General features: G+C 69.8%; 29 protein-coding genes. 21 read left to right on the plus strand and 8 right to left on the minus strand.

The window, feature by feature from the left end:
* Positions 1–44 precede the first annotated feature (44 nt).
* From GT347_RS00525 to GT347_RS00540, 4 genes are all read left to right on the plus strand, one after another.
* A complete protein-coding gene (locus GT347_RS00525) occupies positions 45–302 on the plus strand; it encodes a helix-turn-helix domain-containing protein (RefSeq protein WP_160550130.1) in 258 nt (85 codons plus the stop codon).
* Positions 299–805, plus strand: coding sequence for a GAF domain-containing protein (locus GT347_RS00530; protein WP_160550131.1), 507 nt, complete (start codon positions 299–301; stop codon positions 803–805). The genes GT347_RS00525 and GT347_RS00530 overlap by 4 nt, the downstream gene beginning before the upstream one ends.
* On the plus strand, positions 802–1,209 hold the full coding sequence (locus GT347_RS00535) for a DNA-binding transcriptional response regulator (protein ID WP_160550132.1): 408 nt from the start codon (positions 802–804) through the stop codon (positions 1,207–1,209). Before GT347_RS00530 ends, GT347_RS00535 begins: the two co-directional genes overlap by 4 nt.
* 104 nt (positions 1,210–1,313) lie before the next feature.
* Positions 1,314–1,985, plus strand: coding sequence for a YbhB/YbcL family Raf kinase inhibitor-like protein (locus tag GT347_RS00540; protein WP_160550133.1), 672 nt, complete (start codon positions 1,314–1,316; stop codon positions 1,983–1,985).
* Between the two features lies 1 nt (position 1,986).
* Here GT347_RS00540 and aroQ read toward each other — a convergent pair whose 3' ends face one another.
* The gene (gene aroQ / locus GT347_RS00545) at positions 1,987–2,463 is read right to left on the minus strand and encodes a type II 3-dehydroquinate dehydratase (protein ID WP_160550134.1); all 477 of its coding nucleotides are present in this window, start codon (positions 2,461–2,463) and stop codon (positions 1,987–1,989) included.
* A 93-nt stretch (positions 2,464–2,556) separates the two neighbouring features.
* A complete protein-coding gene (locus GT347_RS00550) occupies positions 2,557–2,940 on the minus strand; it encodes a hypothetical protein (protein WP_160550135.1) in 384 nt (127 codons plus the stop codon).
* A gap of 199 nt (positions 2,941–3,139) precedes the next feature.
* Between GT347_RS00550 and GT347_RS00555 the strand changes: the two genes are divergently transcribed.
* The gene (locus GT347_RS00555) at positions 3,140–4,960 is read left to right on the plus strand and encodes a glutamine--tRNA ligase/YqeY domain fusion protein (RefSeq protein ID WP_160550136.1); all 1,821 of its coding nucleotides are present in this window, start codon (positions 3,140–3,142) and stop codon (positions 4,958–4,960) included.
* Between the two features lie 12 nt (positions 4,961–4,972).
* Here the strand turns inward: GT347_RS00555 and GT347_RS00560 are convergent, their stop codons facing one another.
* The gene (locus tag GT347_RS00560) at positions 4,973–5,173 is read right to left on the minus strand and encodes a hypothetical protein (protein WP_160550137.1); all 201 of its coding nucleotides are present in this window, start codon (positions 5,171–5,173) and stop codon (positions 4,973–4,975) included.
* A gap of 174 nt (positions 5,174–5,347) precedes the next feature.
* Between GT347_RS00560 and GT347_RS00565 the strand changes: the two genes are divergently transcribed.
* Both GT347_RS00565 and GT347_RS00570 read left to right on the plus strand, forming a co-directional pair.
* Entirely contained in the window at positions 5,348–7,543 is a 2,196-nt protein-coding gene (locus tag GT347_RS00565) for a hypothetical protein (RefSeq protein ID WP_160550138.1), read from the plus strand.
* Between the two features lie 8 nt (positions 7,544–7,551).
* On the plus strand, positions 7,552–8,472 hold the full coding sequence (locus tag GT347_RS00570; protein WP_229722961.1) for a glutaminase: 921 nt from the start codon (positions 7,552–7,554) through the stop codon (positions 8,470–8,472).
* On the opposite strand, the gene GT347_RS00575 is transcribed toward GT347_RS00570, so the two are convergent.
* Positions 8,469–10,811 (minus strand): penicillin-binding protein 1A, encoded by a 2,343-nt coding sequence (locus GT347_RS00575; protein WP_160550140.1) that lies wholly within the window; start codon positions 10,809–10,811, stop codon positions 8,469–8,471. The two genes, GT347_RS00570 and GT347_RS00575, sit on opposite strands and share 4 nt — an antisense overlap.
* An 87-nt stretch (positions 10,812–10,898) precedes the next feature.
* Positions 10,899–12,458, minus strand: a complete 1,560-nt coding sequence (gshA, locus tag GT347_RS00580; protein ID WP_160550141.1) for a glutamate--cysteine ligase — start codon at positions 12,456–12,458, stop codon at positions 10,899–10,901.
* Positions 12,459–12,578: 120 nt separating this feature from the next.
* On the opposite strand from gshA, the gene GT347_RS00585 reads away from it, so the two are divergent.
* Positions 12,579–12,773 carry a hypothetical protein gene (locus GT347_RS00585; RefSeq protein ID WP_160550142.1) on the plus strand — a complete coding sequence of 65 codons (195 nt, stop codon included), beginning with the start codon at positions 12,579–12,581 and terminating at the stop codon, positions 12,771–12,773.
* Here GT347_RS00585 and GT347_RS00590 read toward each other — a convergent pair whose 3' ends face one another.
* Positions 12,774–13,439 (minus strand): alpha/beta hydrolase, encoded by a 666-nt coding sequence (locus tag GT347_RS00590; protein WP_160550143.1) that lies wholly within the window; start codon positions 13,437–13,439, stop codon positions 12,774–12,776.
* Between the two features lie 141 nt (positions 13,440–13,580).
* On the opposite strand from GT347_RS00590, the gene GT347_RS00595 reads away from it, so the two are divergent.
* The 13 genes from GT347_RS00595 to GT347_RS00655 all read left to right on the plus strand — a co-directional run bounded on the left by GT347_RS00595 (position 13,581) and on the right by GT347_RS00655 (position 23,244).
* Positions 13,581–14,132 (plus strand): GspH/FimT family pseudopilin, encoded by a 552-nt coding sequence (locus GT347_RS00595; RefSeq protein WP_160550144.1) that lies wholly within the window; start codon positions 13,581–13,583, stop codon positions 14,130–14,132.
* Positions 14,133–14,134: 2 nt separating this feature from the next.
* Entirely contained in the window at positions 14,135–14,551 is a 417-nt protein-coding gene (locus tag GT347_RS00600; RefSeq protein WP_160550145.1) for a hypothetical protein, read from the plus strand.
* 402 nt (positions 14,552–14,953) lie between these two features.
* Entirely contained in the window at positions 14,954–15,322 is a 369-nt protein-coding gene (locus tag GT347_RS00605) for a PilW family protein (RefSeq protein ID WP_160550146.1), read from the plus strand.
* A gap of 34 nt (positions 15,323–15,356) precedes the next feature.
* Positions 15,357–16,034, plus strand: coding sequence for a pilus assembly protein (locus GT347_RS00610; protein ID WP_229722574.1), 678 nt, complete (start codon positions 15,357–15,359; stop codon positions 16,032–16,034).
* Complete coding sequence (locus GT347_RS27805) at positions 16,031–17,206, plus strand: pilus assembly protein (protein ID WP_160550148.1); 1,176 nt, start codon at positions 16,031–16,033, stop codon at positions 17,204–17,206. The genes GT347_RS00610 and GT347_RS27805 overlap by 4 nt, the downstream gene beginning before the upstream one ends.
* On the plus strand, positions 17,200–18,021 hold the full coding sequence (locus tag GT347_RS27810; RefSeq protein WP_160550149.1) for a PilC/PilY family type IV pilus protein: 822 nt from the start codon (positions 17,200–17,202) through the stop codon (positions 18,019–18,021). Before GT347_RS27805 ends, GT347_RS27810 begins: the two co-directional genes overlap by 7 nt.
* Positions 18,018–18,422, plus strand: coding sequence for a type IV pilin protein (locus GT347_RS00625; protein ID WP_160550150.1), 405 nt, complete (start codon positions 18,018–18,020; stop codon positions 18,420–18,422). The genes GT347_RS27810 and GT347_RS00625 overlap by 4 nt, the downstream gene beginning before the upstream one ends.
* On the plus strand, positions 18,403–19,119 hold the full coding sequence (locus tag GT347_RS00630) for a RibD family protein (protein ID WP_229722576.1): 717 nt from the start codon (positions 18,403–18,405) through the stop codon (positions 19,117–19,119). The genes GT347_RS00625 and GT347_RS00630 overlap by 20 nt, the downstream gene beginning before the upstream one ends.
* 62 nt (positions 19,120–19,181) lie before the next feature.
* Positions 19,182–19,826 (plus strand): riboflavin synthase, encoded by a 645-nt coding sequence (locus GT347_RS00635; RefSeq protein ID WP_160550151.1) that lies wholly within the window; start codon positions 19,182–19,184, stop codon positions 19,824–19,826.
* Positions 19,827–19,905: 79 nt separating this feature from the next.
* Positions 19,906–20,958 (plus strand): bifunctional 3,4-dihydroxy-2-butanone-4-phosphate synthase/GTP cyclohydrolase II, encoded by a 1,053-nt coding sequence (ribBA, locus tag GT347_RS00640; RefSeq protein ID WP_229722962.1) that lies wholly within the window; start codon positions 19,906–19,908, stop codon positions 20,956–20,958.
* A 38-nt stretch (positions 20,959–20,996) separates the two neighbouring features.
* Positions 20,997–21,461: a 6,7-dimethyl-8-ribityllumazine synthase gene (gene ribH, locus GT347_RS00645; RefSeq protein WP_160550152.1), complete on the plus strand. Its 465-nt coding sequence runs from the start codon at positions 20,997–20,999 to the stop codon at positions 21,459–21,461.
* Entirely contained in the window at positions 21,458–22,027 is a 570-nt protein-coding gene (gene nusB, locus GT347_RS00650; protein ID WP_160550153.1) for a transcription antitermination factor NusB, read from the plus strand. Before ribH ends, nusB begins: the two co-directional genes overlap by 4 nt.
* A gap of 17 nt (positions 22,028–22,044) precedes the next feature.
* Positions 22,045–23,244: a pyridoxal phosphate-dependent aminotransferase gene (locus GT347_RS00655; protein ID WP_160555157.1), complete on the plus strand. Its 1,200-nt coding sequence runs from the start codon at positions 22,045–22,047 to the stop codon at positions 23,242–23,244.
* On the opposite strand, the gene GT347_RS00660 is transcribed toward GT347_RS00655, so the two are convergent.
* Together GT347_RS00660 and GT347_RS00665 are read right to left on the minus strand one after the other, a co-directional pair.
* Positions 23,205–25,586, minus strand: coding sequence for a hypothetical protein (locus tag GT347_RS00660; protein WP_160550154.1), 2,382 nt, complete (start codon positions 25,584–25,586; stop codon positions 23,205–23,207). The genes GT347_RS00655 and GT347_RS00660 overlap by 40 nt on opposite strands.
* Positions 25,583–26,512 carry a hypothetical protein gene (locus tag GT347_RS00665; protein ID WP_160550155.1) on the minus strand — a complete coding sequence of 310 codons (930 nt, stop codon included), beginning with the start codon at positions 26,510–26,512 and terminating at the stop codon, positions 25,583–25,585. The genes GT347_RS00660 and GT347_RS00665 overlap by 4 nt, the downstream gene beginning before the upstream one ends.
* Positions 26,513–26,646: the final 134 nt, after the last annotated feature.

A 26,646-nucleotide genomic window follows, 5' to 3' on the forward strand; every position in this document is an offset into this window, starting at 1 on the left:
ATAGTCTATGGCGCACTATAGTACGCATCCGCAAACTTTGGCGGATGCCGACGCCCCACCAGCAGCCCGACGAAGATGCCCTGCGCAAGATGTTCGCGAAGGCCATCGTTCGACGCCGCGCGGAATGCGCCCTCAGCCAGGAGCAGTTGGCCGAATCGACAGGTCTGAGCACGACCTACATCAGCCTGCTGGAGCGAGGACGCCGCAACCTCACGGTTCTGTCGGCGGCCCGGATCGCCGCGGCATGCGGCATGAATCTCTCCGAGTTGGTCCACCTCGCCGAGGAGCAAAACCTTCCATGACCCCTGCCCCGCTCCCGCCCGACGAGGCGCAACGCCTGCGGGCCTTGCACGAACTGCTGCTGCTCGACACGCCCGCGGAGGAAAAATTCGACCGCGTGGTGCGTTTCGCGGCCGAGCAACTCGACGTGCCCTTCGCCCTGGTCAGCCTGGTGGACGAGAACCGCCAGTGGTTCAAGGCCCGCCACGGGGTGCAATCCACCGAGACCCCGCGCGACATCGCCTTCTGCGCCCACGCCATCCTGGAGCCGGAGATGTTCGTGGTGGAAGACGCCAGCCTCGACGAACGCTTTGCCGACAACCCGCTGGTGACCGAGGCGCCGCACCTGCGTTTCTACGCCGGCATGCCGGTGAATGCGCCGGGCGGCGAACGCATAGGCACGCTGTGCGTGCTCGACCGCAAGCCGCGCAAGCTCGGTGTGGTGGAGGTCGCGGTGCTGCAGGCCCTGCGCGACCTGGTCAACGACGCGGTGGCCGGCAAGGCCGACGAGGAGGATCTGCCATGAGCCCCGCCCAGGCGCTTCCGGCGGTGCTGCTGATCGAGCCGCAGTTCGTCCTGCGGCGCACCATCGTCACCGTGGCCCGCGAGCTCGATCTGGTGGCCTTCCAGGAAGCCACCAACATCGACCGCGCGCTGGCCCTGCTCGGCTCGCGCCGCTTCGCCGGCATCGTGCTGGACATGGGCGAAGGCGGCGATGCGATGACGCTGCTGGACGAATTGCGCAAGGGCGCCTTCGCCTGCGGCTCGCGCATCCCGGTGATCCTGATGAGCTCCGAGCCCGGAAGGCCGGCCGATGGCGCCATCGGTCCGCTGCAGCCGCTGTCGGTGCTGCGCAAGCCCTTCAAGATCGGCGCGCTGCTGGAATCGGTGCGCAGCATGGCGCTGTACGAGATGCAGAAGCCGCATTGAAGGCGCGGTCCTGCAGGTGACATGCCGAAACGCTGTCGCCGCCGCGGTCTCGCAGACTGTTCGATAGAGACATCCGTATCCATCGATCCAGCCCAGGAGACCCCATGCTCGAAAAACTACCCGATGCCTTGGGCCACGCCTTGCGCAACCAGCGCGCCGGCCTGGATGCCATCGCCTTCAACCGCACCGACCTGCGCCAGGGGACAGCGGCCATCGCCGTGACCAGCCTGGCTTTTGTCGACCATGCGCCGATTCCGGCGCTCTACACCGCCGACGGGGATGGCCGATCGCCGCCGCTGCAATGGGGCGGTCTGCCGGAAGAGACCGGCTCGGTCGTCCTGATCGTGGAGGACGCCGACGCACCCACGCCCAAGCCGCTGGTGCATGCGATCGTGGTGGACCTGCCGCCCGGCGACGGCGCCATGGCCGAAGGTGCACTCAGCGGCGGCGACCACGAAGAGGACGGCAGTTCCGAGGAACGCGACGGCGCCGGCACCGACGAGCCGCGCACCGGCCGCAACTCCTACCTGCAATCGGCCTGGCTGCCGCCAGATCCGCCGCCCGGCCACGGCGTGCACCGCTATGCCTTCCAGGTCTTCGCCCTCTCGCCGGGTGCGGTGTTTTCCGAGAACCCGGGCCGCGACGAGGTGCTGGAACTGCTGGGCTCGCATGCCATCGCCAGCGGCCTGCTGATCGGCACCTATGAACGCGACCACACGGTGAAGGTGGACGACGCCGATGCCGTGCCGCTGGGCGGCGGCGCGCAGCTGGCCTGATTCAGGCCCGGGCCGGCTTCTGTTCGCCGGTGGCCCAGCCGGCGACGGCGGCGATCGCCAGCGCATAGCCGGCGGTGCCGAAGCCGAACATCACGCCACGCGCGACGGCGGATAGATAGGAGTGGTGGCGGAACTCCTCCCTGGCGTGCACGTTGGATATGTGCAGTTCCACCACCGATACGCCGGCGCCCTTGATCGCATCGCGCAAGGCCACGCTGGTATGCGTGTACGCGGCGGCATTGAGCACCGTGCCGGCGAACTTGCCGCCGGCTTCGCCTGCACCTGCTTCCTGCAGCCAGTCGACCAGCTGTCCCTCGTGGTTGCTCTGGCGAAAATCCAGCGCCAGGCCGTGCTGGCGGCAGGCCGCTTCGCATAGCTGGCGCACGCCGTCCAGCGTCTGCGCGCCGTAGATGCCCGGTTCGCGGGTGCCCAGAAGGTTGAGGTTCGGTCCGTTGAGGACCAGTACGGTCTGTGTCATGGCTAGGTGGAATTAAGCCGCCGCAGCATACAACGGCCATGAAAAAGCGCCCCGCAGGGCGCCTCGGACATGGCTGATGGGCAAACAGGGGACTCAGCGACGATCCCAGTGCCGGCCGCCGCGGCCCTCATAACCGCCATGGAAACCATGGCCGTGAGGACCACCCCAGCCACGGCCCGGGCCGTAATACCCCCGCGGCGGCGAATAGATCACCGGGGGCGGTGTGTAGTAGACGGGGCGTGGCTGATAGACCACCGGCGGCGGAGCGTAATAGGTCGGGGGCGGCGAGTAGACCGGCGCCGGGGCGTAATAGGCGGGCGGCGGTCCGTAGACCGGGCCGCCGGCCCCGATCACCAGGCCGGGCGTGGCGATGCCCACCGACAGCGCGACACCGGCCTGAGCGGCACCGGCCGCGCCCAGCGCGAGCACGGCGCCCATCGCGGCGAAGGCGGCGCGCAGTTTTTGTTGATTGGACATGCTGTTCTCCTTAAGGAAGGAGGCGTGGCGGACGATCCGTCAGCTCCTATGTGTGTCAGTAACGCATGAAACCGGCTGCGGGATGGCAGGCTTGTATGTAGAGTCGTGACGGGCCGTAACAGGGCCGGCCATCTCTCCCGTGCGGACGGCACCTTCGGTAACCGTGCTTGCAAGTCGGCTCGCCGCCTAGAATCGGCGGATGACATCCTCCGCGCTCGCGACGCAGTCGGCCCCAGGCGCCGCAGAACCCACCAAGCCCAGCAATTTCTTGCGCCACGTGATCGAGGCCGACCTCAGCCAGGGCCGCTATGCCGGCCGGCGCTGGGGCGGAGGCCCCGGCGACGCGGCCCACCACGCCGCCGGCATCGCCGATCCGGCCCGGGTGCGCCTGCGTTTCCCGCCCGAACCCAACGGCTATCTGCACATCGGCCATGCCAAGAGCATCTGGCTCAACTTCAGCCTGGCGGCGGAATACGGCGGCGTGTGCCACCTGCGTTTCGACGACACCAACCCGGAGAAGGAAGACCAGGAATACGTCGACTCGATCCGCGACACGGTGCGCTGGCTCGGCTACGACACCCTGCTGGCCGACGATCCCGCCGCACCCGCCCAGGCACGCGAACACGAGTATTTCGCCAGCGACTATTTCGACCTCATGTACCGCGCCGCCGAGGCCCTGGTCGAAGCCGGCCACGCCTATGTGGACGAGCAGACCCCCGAGCAGATGCGCGCCAACCGCGGCGACTTCACCACGCCCGGCACGGACAGCCCCTTCCGCGGCCGCAGCCCCGCCGACAACCTGGCCCGCCTGCGCGAGATGCGCGACGGCAAGCATGCCGACGGCTCCATGGTGCTGCGCGCGAAGATCGACATGGCCTCGCCCAACATCAACCTGCGCGACCCGGCCATCTACCGCATCCGCCGCGCCACCCACCACAACACCGGCGACCGCTGGTGCATCTACCCGATGTACACCTTCGCGCATCCCATCGAGGACGCGCTGGAGCAGATCACCCACAGCATCTGCACCCTGGAATTCGAAGACCAGCGGCCCTTCTACGACTGGCTGCTGGAGCGCCTGACCGAAGCCGGCCTGCTGTCCGCGCCGCAGCCGCACCAGTACGAATTCGCCCGGCTGAACGTGACCTACATGGTCACCAGCAAACGCAAGCTGCGCCAGCTGGTCGAAGAGCAGCATGTCAGCGGCTGGGACGACCCCCGCATGCCCACCCTGGCCGGCCTGCGCCGCCGCGGCTACACCCCCGCCGCCCTGCGCCTGTTCTGCGAACGCTCGGGCGTGACCAAGGTCGGCGGCTGGACCGACTATTCGGCCCTGGAAGCCGCCCTGCGCGAAACCCTGGAGCCGGTGGCCGCACGTGCCATGGCCGTGCTGGAGCCGGTGCCTCTCGTACTCAGCAACTGGGATGAGGTCATGGGCGAGGGCTTCCTGGACGACTGCCAGGCGCCGGTGCATCCGCACCATCCGGAGCAAGGCCAGCGCCAGTTCCGTTTCGGCCGCGAACTCTGGATCGAGAAGTCCGACTACGAAGACACGCCGCCCAAGGGCTACAACCGCCTCTATCCGGGCAACAAGGTGCGCCTGAAGTACGGCCATGTGATCGAATGCACCGGCGCAGAGCGCGATGCCGAAGGCAAGCTCACCGCCGTGCTGGCGCGCCTGCTGCCCGACACCAAGAGCGGCACGCCAGGCGCGGATTCGGTCAAGGTCAAGGGCGTGATCACCTGGGTCTCGGCCAGCGATGCGGTGCCGGCCGAATTCAATCTGTACGACCGGCTGTTCACCCAGCCGCATCCGGATGCGGGCGACGGCGACTTCCTGTCGAACCTGAACCCGGCCAGCCTCTCGCGCACGCAAGGCTTCGTCGAGCCCGGCACCGCCGAGCGGGCCGCCCAGGGCCCGGTGCAGTTCGAGCGCCATGGCTACTTCGTCATCGACTCCGCTGCCACGGCGCTGGTGTTCAACCGCGCAGCGGGGCTGCGCGACAACTGGGGCAAATAAGCCCTCTCGGCCTCAACGCCACACGTAGTGGCCGCGGACCATGCGGCCGTGTTCGCGATGCGCCGGCACCCAGACCTTGTGCTTCTTGGGTGCATGGTGAGGCGCGGCATGCGGCGGGCCCGGACGCGGCTGGGCCTGCGCGGCGGTGCCCAGGCCCATGCCGGCGGCGGCGAGAACGATGACGGTGGCGAAGCGGGACAGTTGCTTTTTCATTGTGGTTTCTCCAAGTGCCTCCAAACGGGCACAGGCCAAACATAAGGGCGGGCACAGGCCCTTCTTGTCGGCCCTGCACGGTTTTGCCTCCTCTTTACATGGGAGCGGCCGATTCACTTGGTGGCAAGATAGCGCGGTAGTTACAACTCTCCGAAAGACTCGCGGATGGCGACCATGCAGCACCAGTGGCAATTCTTCCGCGCCGGCGGCGTCGACCAGGTCCTGATCCGGGATGGTCAGGACATCGCCCACATCGGCGAGCTGGACCAGAAACTCTGGGTGGCCCTGGCCTGCCCCACACGCGGCCTGGAATTCGACAGCGCCACGCTCGACCTGATCGACACCGACCACGACGGCCGCATCCGGCCGCCGGAGTTGATCGCCGCCTGCCAGTGGGCCTGCGGCCGGCTGACCGATCCGGACGAACTCATCGCCGGCGGCGATTCGCTGGACCTGGCGCGCCTGTCCACCGCCGACGAGGCCGGCCAGGCCCTGGTGCAGGAAGCCCGCCGCGTGCTGGGCCTGCTGGGCCGCGAACACGACAGCACCATCAGCCTGGCCGACGTGGCCGATCGCAGCAAGCTGCTGACCGCCATGCGCTTCAACGGCGACGGCATCGTCACCGCCGAAACCGCGCTGGAAGACGCCAGCGCCGCCCAGACCATCGCGTGGATCGGCGAAACCCGCGGCACCGTCGACGACCGCGGCGGCAAGCCCGGCATCGACCGCAAACGCGCCGAAGCCTTCTTCAAGGACGTGCATGCCCTCATCGAATGGCACAGCGTGGGCCTGGCCGACCCGCAAGCCCTGCCGCTGGGCGACGGCACGCTGGCGGCGGCCCAGGCCGTCAATGCGGTGCGCGAGAAGGTCGAAGACTTCTTCACCCGCGCCCGCCTGGCCCGATACGACGCCCGCGCCGCCGTCTCGCTCAATCCCACGCCCGAGGAATACGCCGCCATCGCCACGCAGGAGCTGACCACGGCCAGCGCCTCCATCGCCGCCCTGCCCCTGGCGCCGGTCGGCGGCGACGCGGTGCTGCTGCCCCTGGTCGAAGGCGTGAACCCGGCCTGGGCGGCAGCCTTGTCGGCGCTGCGCAGCAAGGCCGTCAAGCCGCTGCTGGCCGGCCGTGCCGACGTGCTGAGCGAAGCCGACTGGCGCCTGGTGCTGGACAAACTCACGCCCTACAAGGACTGGCTGGCCTCGCGCCCCGACGCGGTACTGGGCACCCTGACGATCGAGCAAGTGCTCGCCGCGCAGCAGACCGAAGCCGCCGTGCTGGCCCTGCTCGCCCAGGACGAGGCCGAGGAGCCGGCCAGCGCCCGCATGGCCGACCTGGAGAAGCTGCTGCGCTTCAAGCGCGACCTGGTGCTGCTGCTCAACAACTTCGTCTCCTTCGGCAGCTTCTACCGCCGCAGCGGTGCGATCTTCCAGGCCGGCCGGCTGTATCTGGACGCCCGCAGCTGCGACCTGACGGTGAAGGTGGCCGATGCCGGCAAACACGCCGCGCTGGCGGGCCTGGCCAAGACCTGCCTGGCCTACTGCGAATGCACGCGCGAGGGCCAGAAGATGACCATCGTGGCGGCCTTCACCGCGGGCGATGTGGACTTTCTTTTCGTCGGCCGCAACGGTGTCTTCTACGACCGCCAGGGCAAGGACTGGGACGCCACCATCGTCAAGCTGATGGAGAACCCCACCAGCGTCGCACAGGCCTTCTTCTCGCCCTACAAGAAATTCCTGCGGGCCATCGAGGAGCAGGTCGCCAAGCGCGCCGCCGCCAGCGATGCGGCTTCCCAGGCCGGCCTCGGCACGCTGGCCGGCGAGCTCAGCACCGCCGACAAGGCGGCCGCCGCCGGCAAGCCGCCGGCCGACCTCGCCAAACTGCCCGGCAGCAAGGTCGACGTGGGCACGGTGGCCGCCATCGGCGTGGCCGCCGGCAGCATCAGCGCGGTGCTGGTGGGAGTGTTCGCCAAGTTCGTCGAGCTGGGCGCCTGGATCCCGCTGGCCATCCTGGGCATCGTGCTGGCCATCTCCGGACCCAGCATGCTGATCGCCTGGCTCAAGCTGCGCCAGCGCAGCCTGGGACCGATCCTGGATGCCACCGGCTGGGCGGTGAACGGCCGCATGAAGGTCAATGTGCCGCTGGGGGCTTCGCTGTCGCAGACGGCGCATATCCCCGCCGGCTCCAAGCGTTCGCTGCAGGATGCCTACCGCGAGAAGCGCGGCGCCGGCACCTGGCTGCTCATCGGGCTGGTCACCATCGGCGTGCTGGCGCTGGTCTGGCGCAGCGGGCTGGTCGATCCCTACCTGACACCCGCGCTGCGCCACGCCAATCCGCCGGCTGCCACTGCCGCGGCCACGCCGGCACGCTGATGGCCGCGGTGGACCTGCAGGCGGTCCTCGACGGGATCGCCGCCACGCTGGCGCCCCGCGCCGCGGCCGGCGCAGGCAAGGTGGCCGACTACATCCCGGCGCTGGCCCGGGTGCCGGCCGCGCATTTCGGCATCGCGCTCTGCACCCGCGACGGCACGCAGGCGGCGGCCGGCGATGCCCACCAGCCCTTCTCGATCCAGAGCATCTCCAAGCTGTTCACCCTGACGCTGGCGATGCAGACCCTGGAGGATGGCGAGATCTGGCAGCGCATCGGCCGCGAGCCCTCGGGCAATCCCTTCAATTCGCTGGTGCAGCTGGAGAGCGAACGCGGCGTGCCGCGCAACCCTTTCATCAATGCCGGCGCCATCGCGGTGGCCGACCGGCTGGTGACGCATGGTGACGCCAAGCGCCGGCTGCTGGAGCTGCTGTCGGGCCTGTGCGGTGAAACCATCGCCTTCGACGAGGAAGTGGCCGCCTCCGAGGCCGCCACCGGCTACCGCAACATCGCGCTGGCCAATTTCATGAAGAGCTTCCAGCGCATCGACAACCCGGTCGAGGCGGCGCTGGACATGTATTTCCACCAGTGCTCGGTGGCGATGAGCTGCGCCCAGGTGGCACGCGCCGCCGGCTATCTGTGCCGCGACGGCCTGCATCCGCTGGACGACAGCAGCCAGGTGGTCACCGAGCGCCAGGCACGGCGCCTCAACGCGCTGATGCTGACCTGCGGCACCTACGACGCGGCCGGCGAATTCGCCTACCGCATCGGCCTGCCCTGCAAGAGCGGCGTGGGCGGCGGCATCGTGGCCGTGGTGCCCGACACGCTGAGCCTGTGCGTCTGGTCGCCGGGGCTGGACCACAGCGGCAATTCGGCGCTGGGCATGGAGGCGCTGGAGCTGTTCGTCGGCGCCACCGGGCTGTCGGTCTTCTAGCGTTCCGGCGCCAGGCGCTGGGCTGCGTCGGCCGGCGACAGCCGCATCAGCGAGCCGGGCTCCTGCGTCGGCTGCGCCGGTGACGGCAATGCCATGGCCGCGGAGGCCTGCATGTCCTGCGGCATCGGCACCACCTGGCCTTGCGCCTGCGGCTGAACGGGCGCGGCCTGCCCGCTGCCTTCGCCCTCGCTGGGCGCGAACAGGTGATAAGGAGGCGGCTCGACCGTGCCCGGCATGGCCGAGGGATCGGGCTGCGGCGGCGCGGCGGGCAGGCGGGGCGCGGCGAAGGCCGCATCGGCATCGACCAGCTTGGCGCGCAGCGCGGCCGACATGAAATCGCCCACCATCGGCAAGGCGCTGCGGGCGCCCTGCCCCCAGGCGTCGCCCATGGTCAGGCGGCTGTCGTTGAAGCCGGCCCAGGCGCCGGCCACCAGCTGCGGATGCATCAGGATGAACCAGCCGTCGGTGTTGTCCTGCGTGGTGCCGGTCTTGCCGGCCACGTCGCCGCGGATGCCGTAGCGGCTGCGGATGGCGGCGCCGGTGCCGCGGTCGATCACGCCGCGCATGGCGTCCAGCAGGACCTGCGCGGGGCCTTCGGCCAGCGCCGCCTCGGGCGTGGCGGGATGGAACTCCTCCAACACCTTGCCGTCGCGGTCTTCCACCCGCAGCACCAGGATGGGCTCGATGTAGTTGCCGCCGTTGGCGATGCTGCCGTAGGCCGTCACCATCTCCTTGAGGGTGACCGGGCTGGTGCCCAGGGCCAGCGAGGGCACCTCGTCCAGCGGGCTCTGGCGCACGCCCATGGCGCGGGCCAGCTTGGCGACATTGGCCGGACCCACCTTCTGCATCAGCTGCGCGGTGATGATGTTCTTGGAATAGGCCAGGCCGTCGCGCAGCGTCATCGGCTGGTAGCTGGGCGTGCCTTCGTCCGTCGGGCGCCAGACCTGGCCGTTGCCGAGCGAGAGTTCGATCGGCTCGTCCATGAAGGTCTCGTCGGGCGAGATGCCCTGCGCGAAGGCCGTGCCGTAGACGAAGGGCTTGAAGGTGGAGCCCGGCTGGCGGCGTGCCTGCGAGACATGGTCGAACTGGTCCTGCGCGTAGGACCGGCTGCCGACCCAGGCGCGCACCTGGCCGTCGCGTGGGTCCAGGGCCAGGAAGCCGGCCTGCAGCCGGGTCTTGGCTTCGCGCAGCTCGGCCATGGCCCGGCTGTCGGCCAGCACCGTCTTCAAGGCAGCAGCGTCATCGGCACCGCCATCGCGCGCGGCCTTGTAGGCGGCGGTTTCGCGCACCATGGCCTGCACCTCTGGCTTGCCGCCGCTCCAGGCGCGCGGGCCCCAGAGCGCGTCGGCCGAGCGCTGCAGCTGCTCGGTCTGCTTCTGCACCGCGCGGTTGGCCATGTCCTGCAGGCGCGAATCGATGGTGGTGCGCACCCGCAGGCCGTCGGCATACAGGTCGTAGCCGTTGCGCTCGGCCCAGGCGAAGAGCCAGTTGCGCAGCTGCCGGGCCAGGTGGGGGGCCACGCCCAGGGCCTCGGTCTGCCGTTCGAAATCGACCTTGAGCGGGGCCTTCTGCAGGGCGGCGAGCTGCGCCTCTGGCAAGGCGCCGTAACGCACCATCTGCGCCAGCACGATATTGCGCCGGTCCTTGGCACGATCCGGGTTGTTGACCGGGTTGTAGTAGGCCGTACCCTTCAGCATGCCGACCAGGGTGGCGCTCTGCAGCACGTCGAGCTTGTCGGCCGTGGTGTCGAAATAGGTGCGCGCCGCCATCTCGATGCCGAAGGCGTTGTAGAGGAAGGGCACGGTGTTGAGATAGGTCTCCAGGATCTCGTCCTTGGAGTACACCCGTTCGATCTTCAGCGCGGTGATGGCTTCCCGCGCCTTGCGGGTCAGGCTGACGGCCCGGCCGATCTCCTCCGGATAGAGGTTGCGCGCCAGCTGCTGGGTGATGGTGGAGCCGCCCTGGCGGTCACCGCCCAGGGTGTTGACGATGGCCGCGCCGGTGCGCCGCAGATCGATGCCGCCATGCTGGTAGAAGCGCCGGTCCTCGGTCGCCACCAAAGCGGCCACGACATGGGGCGAGATGTCGGCCAGCTTCACCCATTCGCGATTGGCATGCCGGTATTCAGCCAGCACCTTGCCATCGGCCGACAGCAACTGGGCGGGATGCTCGGCGCGGGCCTTGCGGATGTCGCCGATGCTGGGGGTGAAAGGAATCAGCACCAGGAGGTAGACGAGCAGCAGCGCGGCCAGCAGCACCGGCAATGCCGCGGCGCTGCGCCAGGGGTGACGCCGCACGGCCGAGCCGGCGCGGGTGAGGAACGGGGGAATCGAAGCCATGGGTGCGCATGGTAGTCGGCGCCGCGCGGGCACCGGAAACAAAAAAGGCGGCCAGCGGCCGCCCTGCCTGCTGAGAGCCGGCGCGTCTCAGGCGGGCACTGCCGCCCGGCGTGCCGGCACCAGCCGGGCCGGCGACACATAGGACTCCCGGTAGACCTCGAAGGGCATGGTGTCGGCGTCCTCGATGCGTTTCTGCTCGGCCAGCGAGAGGGCGCTGGCGGCCTCGAACCGCGACTGTTGCTCCGCCGACCAGGGCAGCGCCAGCAGCGCATCCCGCGCCACCGCCGACTGCGCCAGGGTGCAGGCGATGAAGGAGTTGTCGTACTCGGCGGCCATGGCTTTGAGCACACGTGCGGACGGCAGGGAATCGGGCGCCTGCATCGCCGCCTGGGCGGCCCGCAGCGCCTCGGTGTTGGCGCTGCCGCCTTCGGCCGCATCCAGCGCCTCGGCGATCGGCAGGCAGGCCGCCAGGATCTCGCCTGCCCAGTCCGCCAGCACGATGGGCTTGCCGTTGCGGCGCAGTTCCAGGCCGGGCTGGCGGCCGCAGGCGGCGGTCAGGTGCTGGTTGTGGGCCAGTTCGGCGATCTCGGCGGGCGAGTCCGGCGGGCTGTCGCTCAGCAGGCAGTGCAGCAGGAAGACGTCCAGGAAACGCATGGTCTCGGCCGAAATGCCGACCGGGTTGAAGGGATCGAGATCCATGCATCGCACTTCGACATATTCCACCCCGCGCTCGCGCAGCGCATGCAGCGGACGCTCGCCCTGGCGGATGGTGCGCTTGGGCCGGATGGTGCCGTAGAACTCGTTCTCGATCTGCAGCAGGGTGGTGGCGAGCTGGTTGTATTCGCCGCCCGGATTGCGGATGCCGAGCGAACGGTAGGCGGGATAGGGCCGGGTCAGCGCATCGTGCAGCGAGGCGGCATAGCCCTCCAGGCTGTTGTAGCTGACCGCCAGGCTGCCCTGCGCGTCGCTCTGGTAGCCCAGCCGGCCCATGCGCAGCGAGGTGCCGTAGGGCATGTGCATGCTGCCCTGGCCGATCGGCTGCAGCTCGTGCGGCCGCCCTTCGACGAAGCTGGCGCAGGCGGCCGGCGAGGCGCCGAACAGGGTCAGCAGCAAGAAGGCATGGCGGCGGAAATTGCGGATCAGGCCGAAATACTCGTCGCTGCTCACGCCCGGCAGCGACCAGTTGTAGTGGATGCCCGAGATGGTCTGCATGCGCCGGCCATAACGGTGGCCCAGGCCCATGCGGTAGACACTCTTGGCCCGGCCGACGTTGGAGGTGCCGTAGCGGCCCAGCGGAATGGTTTCGTCCGAGGGCAGCACGCAGGGCATGCTGGAAGCCCAGAGGTTTTCCTCGCCATGCGCATCCAGGCCCGCCATCGAGCGGTGCACGAACTGGTGCACCTCGGTGATCTCCGCCATGCATTCCTCGGCGCTGGCATGCACGCCCGTGATCAGCTCGACCTGCGATTCGCTGAAATCGGTGGTGATGTGCGGATGGGTGAGCGCCGAGCCCAGCGGCTGCGGATGCGGCGTGACCGCCAGTGCACCCGTGGGCAGCGAGCGCAGGCTTTCCTTCTCGATGCCACGACGCATGCCCACGAGGCGCTGCGGGGAAAGTGCGGCGAGGCGCTGGTCGATGCTGGTCATGGGCGAGCTCGGATAGTTGTGCTTATTTTGGGGCCGCGAAATTAACACGCGCGTAGGATCGGCGCTCGCCACCTGGCGGGCATCCCCACAACTACGCCGCCAGATCCATTTTTCGCATCCATGAAGCAAAACTTTCTCTTTCGCGGCATCGCCTGCATCGTCATCGGCCTGGCCGTGCTGCTGGCGCCCGGCTTCCTGAAATCGCCCGGCCTGCAGGAGGCGGTGGGCGGCAGTTCGCTGGTCGGCTGGTTCGCCGTGGTGCTGGGCGTGGCGCTGGTGGCGGTACACCTGCTGCGCCGCCCCAGGAAGCGCTGATCAGGCCAGCACACGCCTGAGCCAGGCTTCGAAATCGCGCACTTCCGGCGGGCACACCGTGTGTTCCATCGGGTAGGTGTGCCACTCCACCGGATAGCCCAGCGCGTTCAAGGCATCGCGCGAGGCTTCGGCGCGCGCCAGCGGCACCACGCCGTCGCGGGTGCCGTGGGCCAGGAAGATCGGCACGTCGGCATTGGCCGGCTGGCGTTCGGCCGCGGTGGTCGAAGCGATCGGCAGATAGCCTGAAAGCCCGGCGATGCCCGCCAGCCGCTCGCCGTGGCGCAGGCCGGTCAGCAGCGCCATGGCGCAGCCCTGGGAGAAACCCGCCAGCACGATGCGGCCGGCGGGGATGCCGCGCTGTTTCTCGCGTTCGATCAGCGCCTCGATCGCCTCGCGCGAGGCGCGCAGGCCGGCTTCGTCCTCCTCGCGGCCCAGGTCGGTCACCTTGATGTCGTACCAGGACGGCATGCGGTAGCCGCCGTTGATCGTCACCGCCATGGTGGGCGCCTGGGGGAAGACGAAACGCACCGGGCCGACACCGTCCAGGTCCAGCTCGGGCACCACGGGCACGAAGTCGTCGGCGCTGGCGCCCAGGCCATGCATCAGCAGGACCGTGGCGGTGGGCTGCGGCGCGGTTTCGATCTCGATGGTTTGAAGCAAGGTCATGGGCGGCGGGGAAAAGCAATGGAGTGAAGCCGCGATTGTGGCTGCTGCCCGGATCGACGGCCGGTCGGCGCGGCGCGACGGACGGAACTGGCCGTGGCCGTGGAGGCAAGACGATTCGGACCGGTCGTTCCAGAGCAATGTGTGCAAACGCAAAACCGTCCCCCATGCCGCAGTTCCAAAGCCTCGCGAGGCGTACTCCTGATCGAGATCCTGGTCGCGCTGGCGATCGTCGCCGTGCTGGGCTGCCTGGTGCTGCCGGCCTTCCAGCAAATGCTGCGCGAATACCGCTTGCGGGTGGCGGCGCAAGACCTGAGCAGCCAGATCGCCTGGACACGCAGCGAGGCGCTGCGGCGCAGCGGCCGGGTCACGCTGCGCTTCACGCCGCTGTCCGATTGCCCCAACGGCCTGCCGGCGGGAGCGAAGTATTGCGGATGGCGCATCTACCAGGAGGCGGACGGGCAGTTGCTGCACCAGCATCTGCTGCCACGCGGCATCCATATCTCCGAGGTGAATTCAGCCGGCGGCGACGACGTGAACTTCACCGGAAGCGACATGGACGCCATCCCGGGCCTGGGCATCAAGAGCTTCGTGCTGTCGGCCGAAGGTGCGAGCGGCGACAGGGCCAGCCGCATCCTGTGCATGAGCTCGGGAGGCCGGGTGCGCATCGCGGCCGCAGGCGAATGCAAGGCCTGAGCATGGTCGAGGCCCTGGTGGCGCTGCTGGTGCTGTGCCTGGGCCTGCTGGGCCTGGGCCAGTTCATGGCGCTGCAGCTGCGGGAAACCCGGCTGGCCAACGGCCGTGCCATGGCCATGTCTCACATCGACTACCTGCAGGCAGCCCTGTCGCTCAACCTGATCGCACCGGACAACGCGGACCCGCCCGAATGGAAAACGCTGGACCAGCTGGGCATGCCGCAGGACACGGCCCTGCAGGGCGCGCTCGCGGCGGTCTTCCGCTCGGCCGAGGACCCGGCGCAGGTCGGCATCGCCATGGCCTGGCTGGCCGACGAAAACGCCGCCAACGCCGCGAACGCCCTGCTCCCGCAAACGCTGCGCCCGGGCCTGGACTGCCCGCCGCTGCATCTCTGCCATCTGGTGTATGTGCACTCCTGAGTCCCGGCGCGCGGCACGCGGCATGGTGCTGGCCGAGCTGATGGTCGGCCTGGCCCTGGGCCTGCTGGTGGTGCTGGCCGCCCTGCTCGCGTCGGCCGCAACCTTGGCCGCGGCGGCTGGCGGGCGGGATGCGGCCGACCTGCAGCAGCGCGCCGACACGGCCTTGAAAGCCATCGGCTACCAGATACAGCGGGCGGGAGCCCTGCAACTGGAGAGCACCGAAAGCTCGGTGCGCTTCTCAGGCCGCTTCACCGGATGGCAGGGCGACGGCATGTCCGTCTCGGGCATCGAAGGCGGGCCGGGGAGACCGGACACCCTGCGGCTGAGCTTCGAACCCGCGGATGACGACAAGGATTGCCTGGGCGGCGGCCCCTGCAGGACCCGCCCGATTCCAGCATCCTGGTGCCCCATATCGACAGCGAATTCACCATCGCCGCCGACCCCACGGACGGCGGCCGCCTGGCCCTGTACTGCAAGGGCACCAAACCAACGAGCCACAAGCAGCAGGTGATCGCCGGCGTGGACGACATGCAGCTGCTCTACGCCGTGGACGGGCTCGACGGCCATCTGCAGTGGCGGACGGCGAACGACATCACCGCCGCCACGCCGGTGCGCGCCATCGGCGTCTGCCTGCAGCTCTCCGGCGAACGCCAGCAGAACGCGCCGGGCGCGCTCGATTGCCAGGGCGCGCCGATCACGGCGCCAAAATCCGCCGGCCGCGCGGTGCGCCTGGCACGCGCCATCTTCAGGCTGCGCCATGCGGCCGGCTGAGATGCGCCATCGTCAGCAAGGCATGGCGCTGTTCATGGTGGTCATGCTTCTGCTGCTGTGCACCCTGGCCGTCTGCGGCGCGGCGCGGGTGATGCTGCTCAACGAATCGGTGGTCGGCAATAACGCCGACCGTGCACGCGCCTTCGCCGCCGCCGAGGCGCTGATCCAGGATGCCGAAACCGATATCCGCGGCAGCTGGCCGGACGGCAGCCCCTGCCGCCCCGAAGCGCCCGCCCGAGGCTGCCGCGATGCGGACGCCCTGGTGGCCTTTCCAGCCGATGCCACCGAATACCTCGCGCTCAGCGAGGAACTCGATCGCGATCCCGCCCTGCCCTGCCGGCTCGGCATCTGCAGGCAGCTGAAACCTCAGGACCTGGCCCGGCTGGCCGAGGATCCGGCCCGGCTGAAAGAGCTGACCGATACCGCCCGCAGCCCGCCGGCCTTCGCCACCTACGGGCAATTCACCCGCGCCGGCCAGCCGCCACCGCAGATCCAGGGAAACCCCTACCTGGCGCACGAGGCCTGGTACTGGGTCGAGGTTCTCGATTACCCCGCGCCGGTGGATGCCGATGAAAAAGTCCTGCGCTTGGCGGCCGACCCGGTGCAGCCCTATCTCTACCGCATCACCGCGCTGGTGAACGGCCGGCGCGAGGGCACCCGCGTCCTGCTGCAGGAACTCTTCGTCCCGTCTCCCCTGATGACCCAACCATGAAGACCACCGGCTCCGCCCTCTTGCGCCTCATCGCCGGCGCCCTGCTCGTCGCAGCGTTTTCGGCCCATGGCCAGACCCTGGACCTCGCCCAGGCGCCGGACGACCCGCCCCTGCCGTACACGGCCGGCTGGAGCCAGCCCTTCGCCGTCACCGGATCCGACGGCATGCCCGCCTGGCTGAGCTTCGCGACTTCCTACGACAGGCGCGACTGGTCGGGCAGCCTCGAGGCTTTCCCGCTGGTCGCCACGCCCGCCGGCACCGAATGGCGCCCGGCCTGGAGCAGCGCGGCGCGCATGGACGCGCCGGACTTCGACCCGGCCCGCCGGACGGTGCTCAGCCATGACGGCGCCAGGGGCGTGGCCTTTCGCTGGCGCAGCCTCTCGGTGGCGCAGCAGGCGGCGCTGGCCGCTGGGCAGGGCGAGGCAGCCGGCCAGCGCCGGCTGGACTTCGTTCGCGGCGCGCATTCCGCCGAAGCCGCGCAAGGCGGTCCGCTGCGCGACCGCATCCGCTCCGGAGACGGCAGCCGCTTCCGCCAGGGCGACATGGTGCATGCGCGCCCCTGGTTCGTGGCAGGCCACGCCGGTCCCAAGGACGCCAGGCCGGCCATGGTCTATGCCGGCGGCAACGACGGCATGCTGCACGGCTTCGATGCCCTCACCGGCACCGAGCGCCTGGCCTATGTGCCGGCCGGCGTGCTGCCGCGGCTGCGCGAATTCGGCGAGGCGGGATGGCGCCACCGCTACCTGGTGGACGGCCATGCCTTCGCCGCCAGGGCCGGTGAGGCGACGATGCTGGTCGGTACGGCGGGCGCCGGCGCCAAGGGGTATTTCGTGCTGGACATCAGCCAGCCCCAGAACTTCTCGGAAGCCGCCGCCGGCCGGATCGTGCTGGCCGACACCACGCAGGGTGACGATCCCGATATCGGCCACATGGTGTCCGAACCCTCCACCGATGCGGGCGGCGCCGTGGCGGGCCAGATCGCCCTTCTGCACGGCGGCCGCTGGGCCGCGGTGCTGGGCAATGGCTTCGGCAGCACACGCCAGATGCCGGTGTTGCTGCTGCAGTACTTGGACAAGGGACGCGAACTGCGGCGTCTGGCGCCGGCCTGTCCGGCCTTGCCCGCCCCTGCCGCTGGCAAGGCCAGGGCAACGGCCTGGCCACGCCGGTGCTGATCGATACCGATGGGGACGGCAGTCCCGACATCGCCTATGCCGGCGACCTGCTCGGCCATGTCTGGAAGTTCGACATCTCCGCCGAGAAGCCGGCCAAGTGGCATGTGGCCCTGAACGGCCAGCCGCTGTTCACCGCGCTCGGCCCCGACGGCACGCATCAGGCGATCACCACCGCGCCGATCTGGCTGCCCCACCCCAAGGGCGGCGTGATGCTGGGCATAGGCACGGGCCGCGCCCTCACCACGGAAGACCGCGCGGATGCCAGCCCGCAAACGCTGTACGGCCTGCACGACAGCAGCGCCCGCGGCAAATCCCTGCCGATCAACAGCCCGGACGATGCGCAGCGCCCTGCCGAACTCCAGGCCCGGGCGATCCTGCCGCAGGCGCTGGAACACGCGGGCCGCAGCTACTTCCGCAGCGCCGCCGCCGCGCAGCAGCCCGAATACCCGCGCGGCTGGTACCTGGACCTGCCGGCGCGAGGTGAGCGCCTGCTGCATACGCCGCAGCATCTCGCCGGCCAGAAGGCGATCTTCCCCAGCAGCGCGCCGGAGGGTGAATTCCTCACCGTGCTCGACCTACTGACCGGCGAGCCTTCGGGCGGATCGGTGTTCACCACCGTCTCCGATCCCGCTAGGCCCGAGCCCGAGGGAGCGCCCGACCGCACGGTGAGCCGCGTCGCCCTCGGCAGCAGCCGCATCACCGCCCTGCACCGCCTCGACAGCCTGGTGCTGCGGAGCGACGACGGCCGCCCGCCGCTGGTGCTGCAAAAGCGCAGGGGCGCCGGCCTGCGCGCCGGCTGGCGTCAGCGGCCATGAAAACCCGGCCAGCGCACGGCCTGGGCCTGGTCGAACTGCTGGTGGCCGTGGCCATCCTCGCCATCCTGGCCTCGCTCACGCTGCCGACCTACAGCGCCTACATCGCCCGTGTGCGGCGGGCCAGCGGCCGCACCGCCCTCCTGCAGACGGCCCAATGGATGGAACGGGCGGCGACCGCCACCGGCCGCTATCCCGATCCGGCGCAGATCCCGCCCGGGCTGCTGCGGCCGGCAGATGGCTACTACCAATTGCGGGTGGAATTCCACGGCCCCACATTTCAGCTTCTTGCCGAGCCCGCGGGTGCCCAGGCCGGCGACGCCTGCGGTACCCTCGGCCTCTCCCAATCAGGCGCACGCACGAGCTCCCATGAATCCAATGCCGATGCCTGCTGGAACCGATGAGCCCAGCCCCGCCGGCGCCCTGCCCTGGGTGCGCATGAAGGTGGCCGGATCGCTCGACGGCCGCACCGCCCTGCCCAACGGCGACAGCCGCTGGATCACCTCGCCCCAGGCACGCGCCGACGGCCATGCCTGGCGCGGCCGCGCCGATGCGGTGCTGACCGGCATCGGCACCGTGTTGGCCGACGACCCGCGCCTGGACGTGCGCCTGGCCCCCACCAAACGCCAGCCCGATCTGGTCGTGGTCGACAGCGGCCTGCGCACCCCGCTGGATGCCCAGCTCTTCGGCCTGGAGCGCGGGCTGCACATCTACTGCGGCGGCGGCACCGACAGCGGCCAGGCGGCCGCCATCAAGGCGCGCGGCGCGCGGCTGGTGGCGCTGCCGGGCCCCCTGGGACGGGTCGACCTGCGCTCGATGCTGCTCGATCTGCCGCGCCACGGCATCAAGGTGCTGCATGTGGAGGCCGGCGCCGTGCTCAACGGCGCGCTGCTGCAGGCCGGCCTGGTCGACGAGCTGCTCATCTACATGGCGCCCTGCCTGCTGGGCGAGGGCCTGCCGCTGGCCCAGTTCGGCCCGCTGGGCGCCCTGGCGCAGGCCCATGTGCTCAACTTCGACAGCATCGAACGGGTCGGTCCGGACCTGCGCATCGTCGCCCGCCTGCGCCCTCGCGGCAGCGACGCGGAGGCCCTCTCCGCCTGAGCCGCGCGGCCCGTTTCGCGATGGCCCGACAGGGCCATGCTTATTCCTGCGAAAATTGCCGGATGTTCACCGGAATCATCACCGGCCTGGGCCGCATCCTCGAGGTGCAGGACCTGGGCCCCACCGCCGCCTACGGCAAGCGCCTGCTCATCCAGGCGCCCCCGGGCTATCTCGACGACGTACTCAGCGGAGACAGCATCGCCCTCGACGGCGCCTGCATGACCGTCACCCGCTTCGACATCCCCGCCGCCACCTTCGAGATCGACATCTCGGCCGAATCGCTGGACAAGACCAGCGGCCTGGACCGCCAGCACAGCGTCAACCTGGAAAAGGCCTTGCGCGCGGGCGACCGCCTGGGCGGCCACATCGTGTCCGGCCATGTGGACGGCATCGGCACCGTGGAGCGCCTGCAGCCGGTCGGCGAGAGCCACGATTTCCGGGTGCTGGCGCCGGCCGGACTGGGCCGCTACCTGGCCTACAAGGGCTCGATCACCGTCAACGGCGTGAGCCTGACGGTCAACCGTGTCGAGGACCTGCCCGAAGGCACCCTGGCCTTCATCAACCTGATTCCCCACACGCTGGAGCACACCTCGCTCGGCCGCCTCTCGGCAGGCGACAAGGTCAACCTCGAGATCGACACCGTGGCGCGCTACGTGGCCCGCATGGTCGAAGGCATCACCATTCCCGCCGCTGGAGCCCGAGCATGAGCGCCGTCCTGACTTCCCCCAGACGCCGGTCGGCATCTCCTCGGTGGAGGAGATCGTGGCCGAGATCCAGGCCGGCCGCATGGTCATCCTGGTCGACGAGGAAGACCGCGAGAACGAGGGCGACATCGTCATCGCGGCCGACCACATCAGCCCCGAATCGATCAACTTCATGGCCCGCCATGCACGCGGCCTGATCTGCCTGACGCTTTCGCGCGAGCTGTGCGAACGCCTGCAGCTGCCGCCGATGGTGGCACGCAACGGCGCCAAGCATTCCACCGCCTTCACCGTCTCGATCGAGGCGGCCGAGGGCGTGACCACCGGCATCTCGGCCGCCGACCGCGCACGCACCGTGCAGGCCGCCGTCGCCCCCGGCGCCAAGGCCTCGGACTTGGTCCAGCCCGGCCACATCTTCCCGCTGCAGGCGGTGGACGGCGGCGTGCTGGTGCGCGCCGGCCATACCGAGGCCGGCTGCGACCTGGCCGTCATGGCCGGCTGCAGCCCGGCATCGGTCATCTGCGAAGTGATGAACGAAGACGGCACCATGGCCCGCCTGCCGGACCTGCAACTCTTCGCGGCCGAGCACGGCCTGAAGATCGGCACCATCGCCGACCTGATCGAATACCGCAGCCGCCACGAATCCCTGGTGCAGCGCCTGGGCAGCCGCCCGCTGCGCACGGCGGCCGGCCAGTTCACCGCCCACGCTTTCCGCGACAGCACCAGCGCCGGCGTGCACCTGGCCCTGGTCTGCGGCGAATGGGAAGAAGACGCGGCCGTGCCCGCCCGGGTGCACGAGCCGCTGTCGGTGCTCGACGCGCTGGAGGTCGACCGCTCGATGCACTCCTGGACGCTGGACGCCAGCCTGCGCCATGTGGCTGCCGAAGGCCGCGGCGTGGTGGTGCTGCTCAACTGCGGCGAAAGCGCCGAGGAACTGCTCGCCCAGTTCGACGGCACCGCCCGCGCGGCCCAGGCGCCCGAACGCGGCCGCATGGACCTGCGTACCTACGGCATCGGCATGCAGATCCTGCGCGAATGCGGCGTGCGCCGCATGCATCTGATGGGCCAGCCGCGCCGCATGCCCAGCATGGCCGGCTACGGCATCGAGCTGGCCGGCTACCTGCAGGCCGGAAAATAGCCCTCCCCGAACAAGAACGAACCTCGAAGGACATCCGCGTGCAAGACGCCAATAAAGGCCAGGCCCAGCGCCTGGACGGCCGCAAACTCTCCATCGGGATCGTGCAGGCCCGCTTCAACGAGGACATCACCAATGCCCTGGCCATCGCCTGCAAGACCGAGCTGATCGCGCTCGGCGTGCCGGCCGACCGCATCGAGCATGTGACCGTGCCCGGCGCGCTCGAAGTGCCGATCGCCCTGCAGGCCCTGGCCAAGCGCGGCCGCTACGATGCGCTGATCGCGCTGGGCTGCATCATCCGCGGCGAGACTTACCACTTCGAACTGGTGGCCAACGAATCCGGCGCCGCCGTCACCCGGGTGTCGCTGGACGCGCGCCTGCCCATCGCCAACGCCATCCTCACCACCGAAAACCTCGCGCAGGCCAAGGCCCGCCAGACCGAGAAAGGCCGCGACGCGGCCCAGGTCGCCGTCGAGATGGCGAACCTGCTGACACACATCGTATGACCGAACCCACCAGCCTTCCCGACCAAGAAAACGGCGCCGCCGCCACGCCAGCGGACGCGCAAGCGCCCAAGGCATTGCCCGGCCGTACCAGCACCGGCGCACGCAAGGCCTCGGCCAAGTCGGCGCGCACCCGTTCGCGCGAATTCGCGCTGCAGGCGCTCTACCAGCATCTGGTGGGCCGCAACGAGCCGGCCGCCATCGACCGCTTCACCCGCGACCTGTCGGGCTTCCACAAGGCCGACTCGCTGCATTACGACGCGGTGCTGCACGGCTGCATCGCCGAGGCCGAGACGCAGGACGCCCTCATCCTGCCCCTGCTCGACCGCAAGATGGCCGAGATCTCCCCGATCGAGCACGGCGTGATGTGGATCGGCGTCTACGAGCTGCGCCATTGCCTGGACGTGCCCTGGCGCGTGGTGCTCAACGAATGCATCGAGCTGGCCAAGGAATTCGGCGGCACCGACGGCCACAAGTACGTCAACGCGGTGCTGAACGGCCTGGCGCCGCAGCTGCGCCCGGACGAAGTCGCCGCCGACCGCCAGCGCAATCCGCGGGCCGCGTCTTGAGTCGCGCGGGCGGGGCGCTGCGGCTCTCGGGCCGCGCCGGGCGGGCCACGCCCTTCTACGTGATGGAGGTGGCCAAGGCCGCCGCCGCGCGCGCGGCCGAACTGGCCCGCGCCGGCAGCGACAAACCCATGATCTTCCTGAACGTGGGCGAGCCCGACTTCACCGCACCGCCCCTGGTGCAGGAAGCCGCCGCCCGCGCGGTGCGCGACGGCGTCACCCAGTACACGCCGGCGCTGGGCATCATGCCGCTGCGCGAGCACATCTCCCGCTGGTACGCCGAGCGCTTCGGCGTCGATGTGCCGGCGCGCCGCATCGTCATCACCGCCGGTGCATCGGCCGCGCTGCAGCTGGCCTGCCTGGCCTTGATCGATGCCGGCGACGAGATCCTGATGCCGGATCCCAGCTACCCCTGCAACCGGCAATTCGTCAGCGCCGCCGAGGGCCGCGCCGTGCTGCTGCCCACCACCGCCGCCGACCGCTACCAGCTGAGCGCCGACCAGGTCGAAGCCGCCTGGGGCCCGGACACCCGCGGCGTGCTGCTGGCCTCGCCCTCCAACCCCACCGGCACCTCGATCGCGCCGCAGGAGCTGCGCCGCATCCACGAAGTGGTGCGCGAGCGCGGCGGCGTGCTGCTGCTCGACGAGATCTACCTGGGCCTGAGCTACGACGAGGCCTTCGGCCAGAGCGCACTGGCGCTGCCGGGCGCGCAAGACGACATCGTCAGCATCAACAGCTTCAGCAAGTACTTCCACATGACCGGCTGGCGCCTGGGCTGGATGGTGGTGCCCGATGCGCTGGTGCCGGTGATCGACCAGCTGGCGGCGCATCTTTTCATCTGCCCCAGCACCGTGGCCCAGCATGCCGCCCTGGCCTGCTTCGAGCCCGACAGCATCGCCGAGTACGAACGCCGCCGCGGCGCCTTCAAGGCCCGGCGCGATTTCTTCGTGCCGGCGCTGGCCGCCGCCGGCCTGCCGGTGCCGGTGATGCCCGATGGCGCCTTCTACGCCTGGGCCGACTGCAGCGAGGCCTGCCGCCGGCTGGGCGTTGCCGACAGCTGGGAGCTGTCCTTCACGCTGATGGAGCAGGCCAACCTGGCCGTCACGCCCGGCCGGGATTTCGGCGATGCGGGCACGGCGCAGCGCATCCGTTTCTCCACCGCCAATTCGATGGCGCAGCTTCAGGAGGCCGCGGCCCGGCTGGCAGCGCTTCTGGCCTGAGCTTCGACATCCTGTTCCAGCAGTTCGGTCAAGGCGGCCGCCTGCACCTTGAGCGGATCCTGCAGCTTCAGGCGCGGCGCCACGGCGGCGGCGAAGGCCGGCTCCAGGCGGAAGATCGCATCCAGCAGCTCGCCGGCGACCACGCGCTTGGTGCGATCGGCGCACTCCGAAGGCCGCAGCCCCGACTGCCTGCCCAGCGCCGCCGCCAGCCGGTACAGGCGACGCAACACCGGCGACTGGCTCACCCCCTGTTCCGGCGACGCCAGCACCTGCTGCAGCAGCCGCTTGAGCACCGGCGCGGTCAGCGCGACACGCTCCAGCCCCGGCAGCACGCCCACATAGGCATAGGGCGCCATCATCGTTTCCAGGGCGGCGCAGCGTTCATCCAGGGTTTCGGCGGGCTCCAGGCCGACGTAGCGCTCGATGAATGCGCGGCCGCAGTAGCTCGCCTGGATGGCGGGCGACAGCAGCACGGGCCGGGCGCTGTCTGCCACCGCCTTCTGCAGGGCCGGGTTCAGGCGCTCGATTTCGGCCTGCTGCTCGGCCGCCGGCAACTCGGAGCGTGGCACGCACGGACCGCTGTCGGGTATGGGCAGGTGTTTGGTGCGTGAGAGCCTCATCAGCTCCAGGCGGGTGTGCAGAACGCCGCCGAAAGATTCGCCGTCGCCGATGCGCTCGCCCTCCTGCATCAGGCGGAAGAAGTGCAGCAGGGAGCGCAGGGCCAGCAGTTCCTTGGCCGGATTGCCGCGCGCCAGCCACCAGTTCAGCATGGGCGCCAGGCCGTTCAGGCCGATGAGAGCGCGGTCACTGCTACCCGTCGCGCATTCGGCGGCGAAGCGGTTGCAGGCGCGTGCGAATTCCTCGTCCGCCTCGAACGCGGCATGCAGCTCGCACAGCATCGCGGTCAGGCGCTCACGGCCATCGGGCGTGCGGTATTCGGGCAATGCGTGGAAGGCGTCCGGCTCGTCCGGCGGCTGGCAGCGCGCCCACAGCTGCCAAAGCCCGAAGAGCCCATGCGCCTTGGCCTGGTCGCAAAGGCGCGGGATGACGGTGTCGCGCTCCTCGTCGCTCCAGCGACGGTGATGGCGCAGCAGATCGGCCTCCGGCGCTTGCGATCGCAAGGTGCCCATCACCATGTCCAGGCGCGCCTGCGCCAGCACATCCTCAGGACGGTAGTGCCCGTCGATCCAGGTGGAGAGCCAGGACGCCAGCCGCTTCTCCTGGCTGACGCCGGGCAGCAAGGCCAGCAGCTCGCGTGGAAAGCCAGGCCAGAAGGCGCCACCCGCCCCCTCGGGCGGCACCGCCGGTACTTCGACATTCAGCAGGCCGGCCAGCGCGAACTGTGCGGCGCGGGTACGCAGGCCGATATCCGGGCCGGGGTTGCGCAGCAGCCCGCAGGCGCGCTCCACCAGGGTAGCGGGCGTGCTCCGGCCCTGCGAGTCGGCCGGCAGGTGATGGCCGAGAAAGGTCTGCGCCGCCAGGAGCAGCAGATCCAGAACCTGCGGATCGGCCACCGCCTGGCCATCGAGCCACACCGCCGTGCTGCCGTCCGGGTTGCGGCAGAGCGCGATGCCGCGGCTGGCGGCCGCCGGATCGGTGCCGGCATGGTCGCCATGGGCCTGGATGGTCTGCCGGATGCCCGAAGCGTCGCGATGGCACACCACGGCGCCCGCCGCAGGCACTTCGCCCGGCAATTGGCCGGCCAGCGGCGAGAGCGCGCCCATGCCGGCTTGGAGCCAGCCTTCGATGGAGTGCCAGACGGCATCGAAACGTGCCGGCATCGAGGCCTCTACGACTTCAGCCTTCGGCCCCTGCATCTGCGCCGGCTCGACCGGACTCGGCTCCGCCGCCGCCGCAACACCGCCGGCCTCTTCCAGCGCCTCGAAAGCACGGCCCAGCGCCTGTTTCAGGTAGGCCCGCTTGCGCACCTCCCAGTCGCCGCACCGCGGCAGCAGGCAGAGCAATGAGCCCATGGCCATCGCCTCGACCTCCCGCGGATGGGGCAGCGGCTCGCCGAAGCAGGCGGCGTCCAGCCAGACTTCGCTGCTGCCCAGGAAAGACTCCTGCACCGTGTGTTGGCGGTGGCGCAGGAAATCGAGCAGCTGCCGCCGCAGGGCCGGCGCATCCTCCACCTGTGCGGCGTCGAGCCCGGACATCAGCGTGTCCAGCTGTTCACGCGCACCGGAGAAATAGGCCCCGCCCGTGGCGGCGATGTCCGGCAGCGGCTGATCTGCCGCCGTTCGGGACGGTGGATCGGCGGCCGGGGTGGCCTGCGAATGCAATACGTCCGGCAGGTAGCCGGCATGCGACGAGGTGGTGACGGAAACGCTGGGGTAAGTCATGGCTTGAACTCCTGTTCGGACCCCGCCTGCGGACGCGGCGCCGGGTAGATCACCTCCACGGTGTTGGCCTGCTGGCTGTTGCCCGAAATGCCCAGCCTGCGGCGGCATTCGCCGATGGCCGCGCCCATGTGCTCCGCCTCAAAGTCCAGCAGCTGCGCATTGCGCGGATCGCGCACCTCGTAACGGCCCGGCGTTGTGCGGCACACCATGACGGTGTGCGGCGAGGAGCGCAGCACCGCATCGCGCGCCGGATTGGGCATGACCATCACCAGGCCGATCACGTCCATCCGGTCGAAGAAATCCGTGGCCAGGCTCTGGTATTGCGGGTCGAGGGCGTGCTCGATCCTGCCGGAGCCGCTCAGCCCCAGATTGGCCACCAGCAGATAAGCCCGGCCTTCGGGCGGCTGCCGGTTGTTGAAGCGGCAGACCTGCACCGTGTCGTAGTGCCCGGTCTGCTCCCCGCCGCAGTGCTCGCGCAGCCACTGCCTGAGCTCGGCTTCGGTGTTCAGGCCGAGCCAGCCTTTCAGGAACACATTGATCATGTTCACCGTGCTCAGCGTGCATTCGGCGCCGCGCTGGCGTTCGTGGTATTGGCGCGCCAAGCCATCGACGGCGCGGAAGGCGTCCAGCGTGCGGCCATCCGGCAGGCACACCCGCTGCAGTGCCAGGCCGTTCCGGCCATGCAGCCGGAAGGGCTCGATCCTGAGTGGCGCAAGTTCCGGCTGTTGTGCCTGCCGCGCCTTTTCGATGCCTTCGAGCAGCTGGGCGCTGGAGGCATCCCAGGTAGTTTCGCTCGATCCGTATTCCGCCGCGAAGCGGCACAGCGCCAGCAGCCGGACCAGCTCGCCCTGCGGCTCCAGGCCATGGTCTTCCAGGGACTGCCGGCATCGCTGCACGAATTCCATGCGCTCGGCGGAGCCGGGCATGTGGCGCGGCAGCCAGGCCAGCGGTCCGGTTTCGTTGACGAGCTCAGGCTTGCGGTCCGGCCCTGGCTTGCTGACATCGGATGGCTTTGCGATAGCTGGGCCTGCGGTGGTCGTCGCCGAAGGGCCAAGCGCTT

Origin of the sequence: Xylophilus rhododendri, from assembly GCF_009906855.1 — a bacterium.
GTDB lineage: Bacteria > Pseudomonadota > Gammaproteobacteria > Burkholderiales > Burkholderiaceae_C > Xylophilus > Xylophilus rhododendri.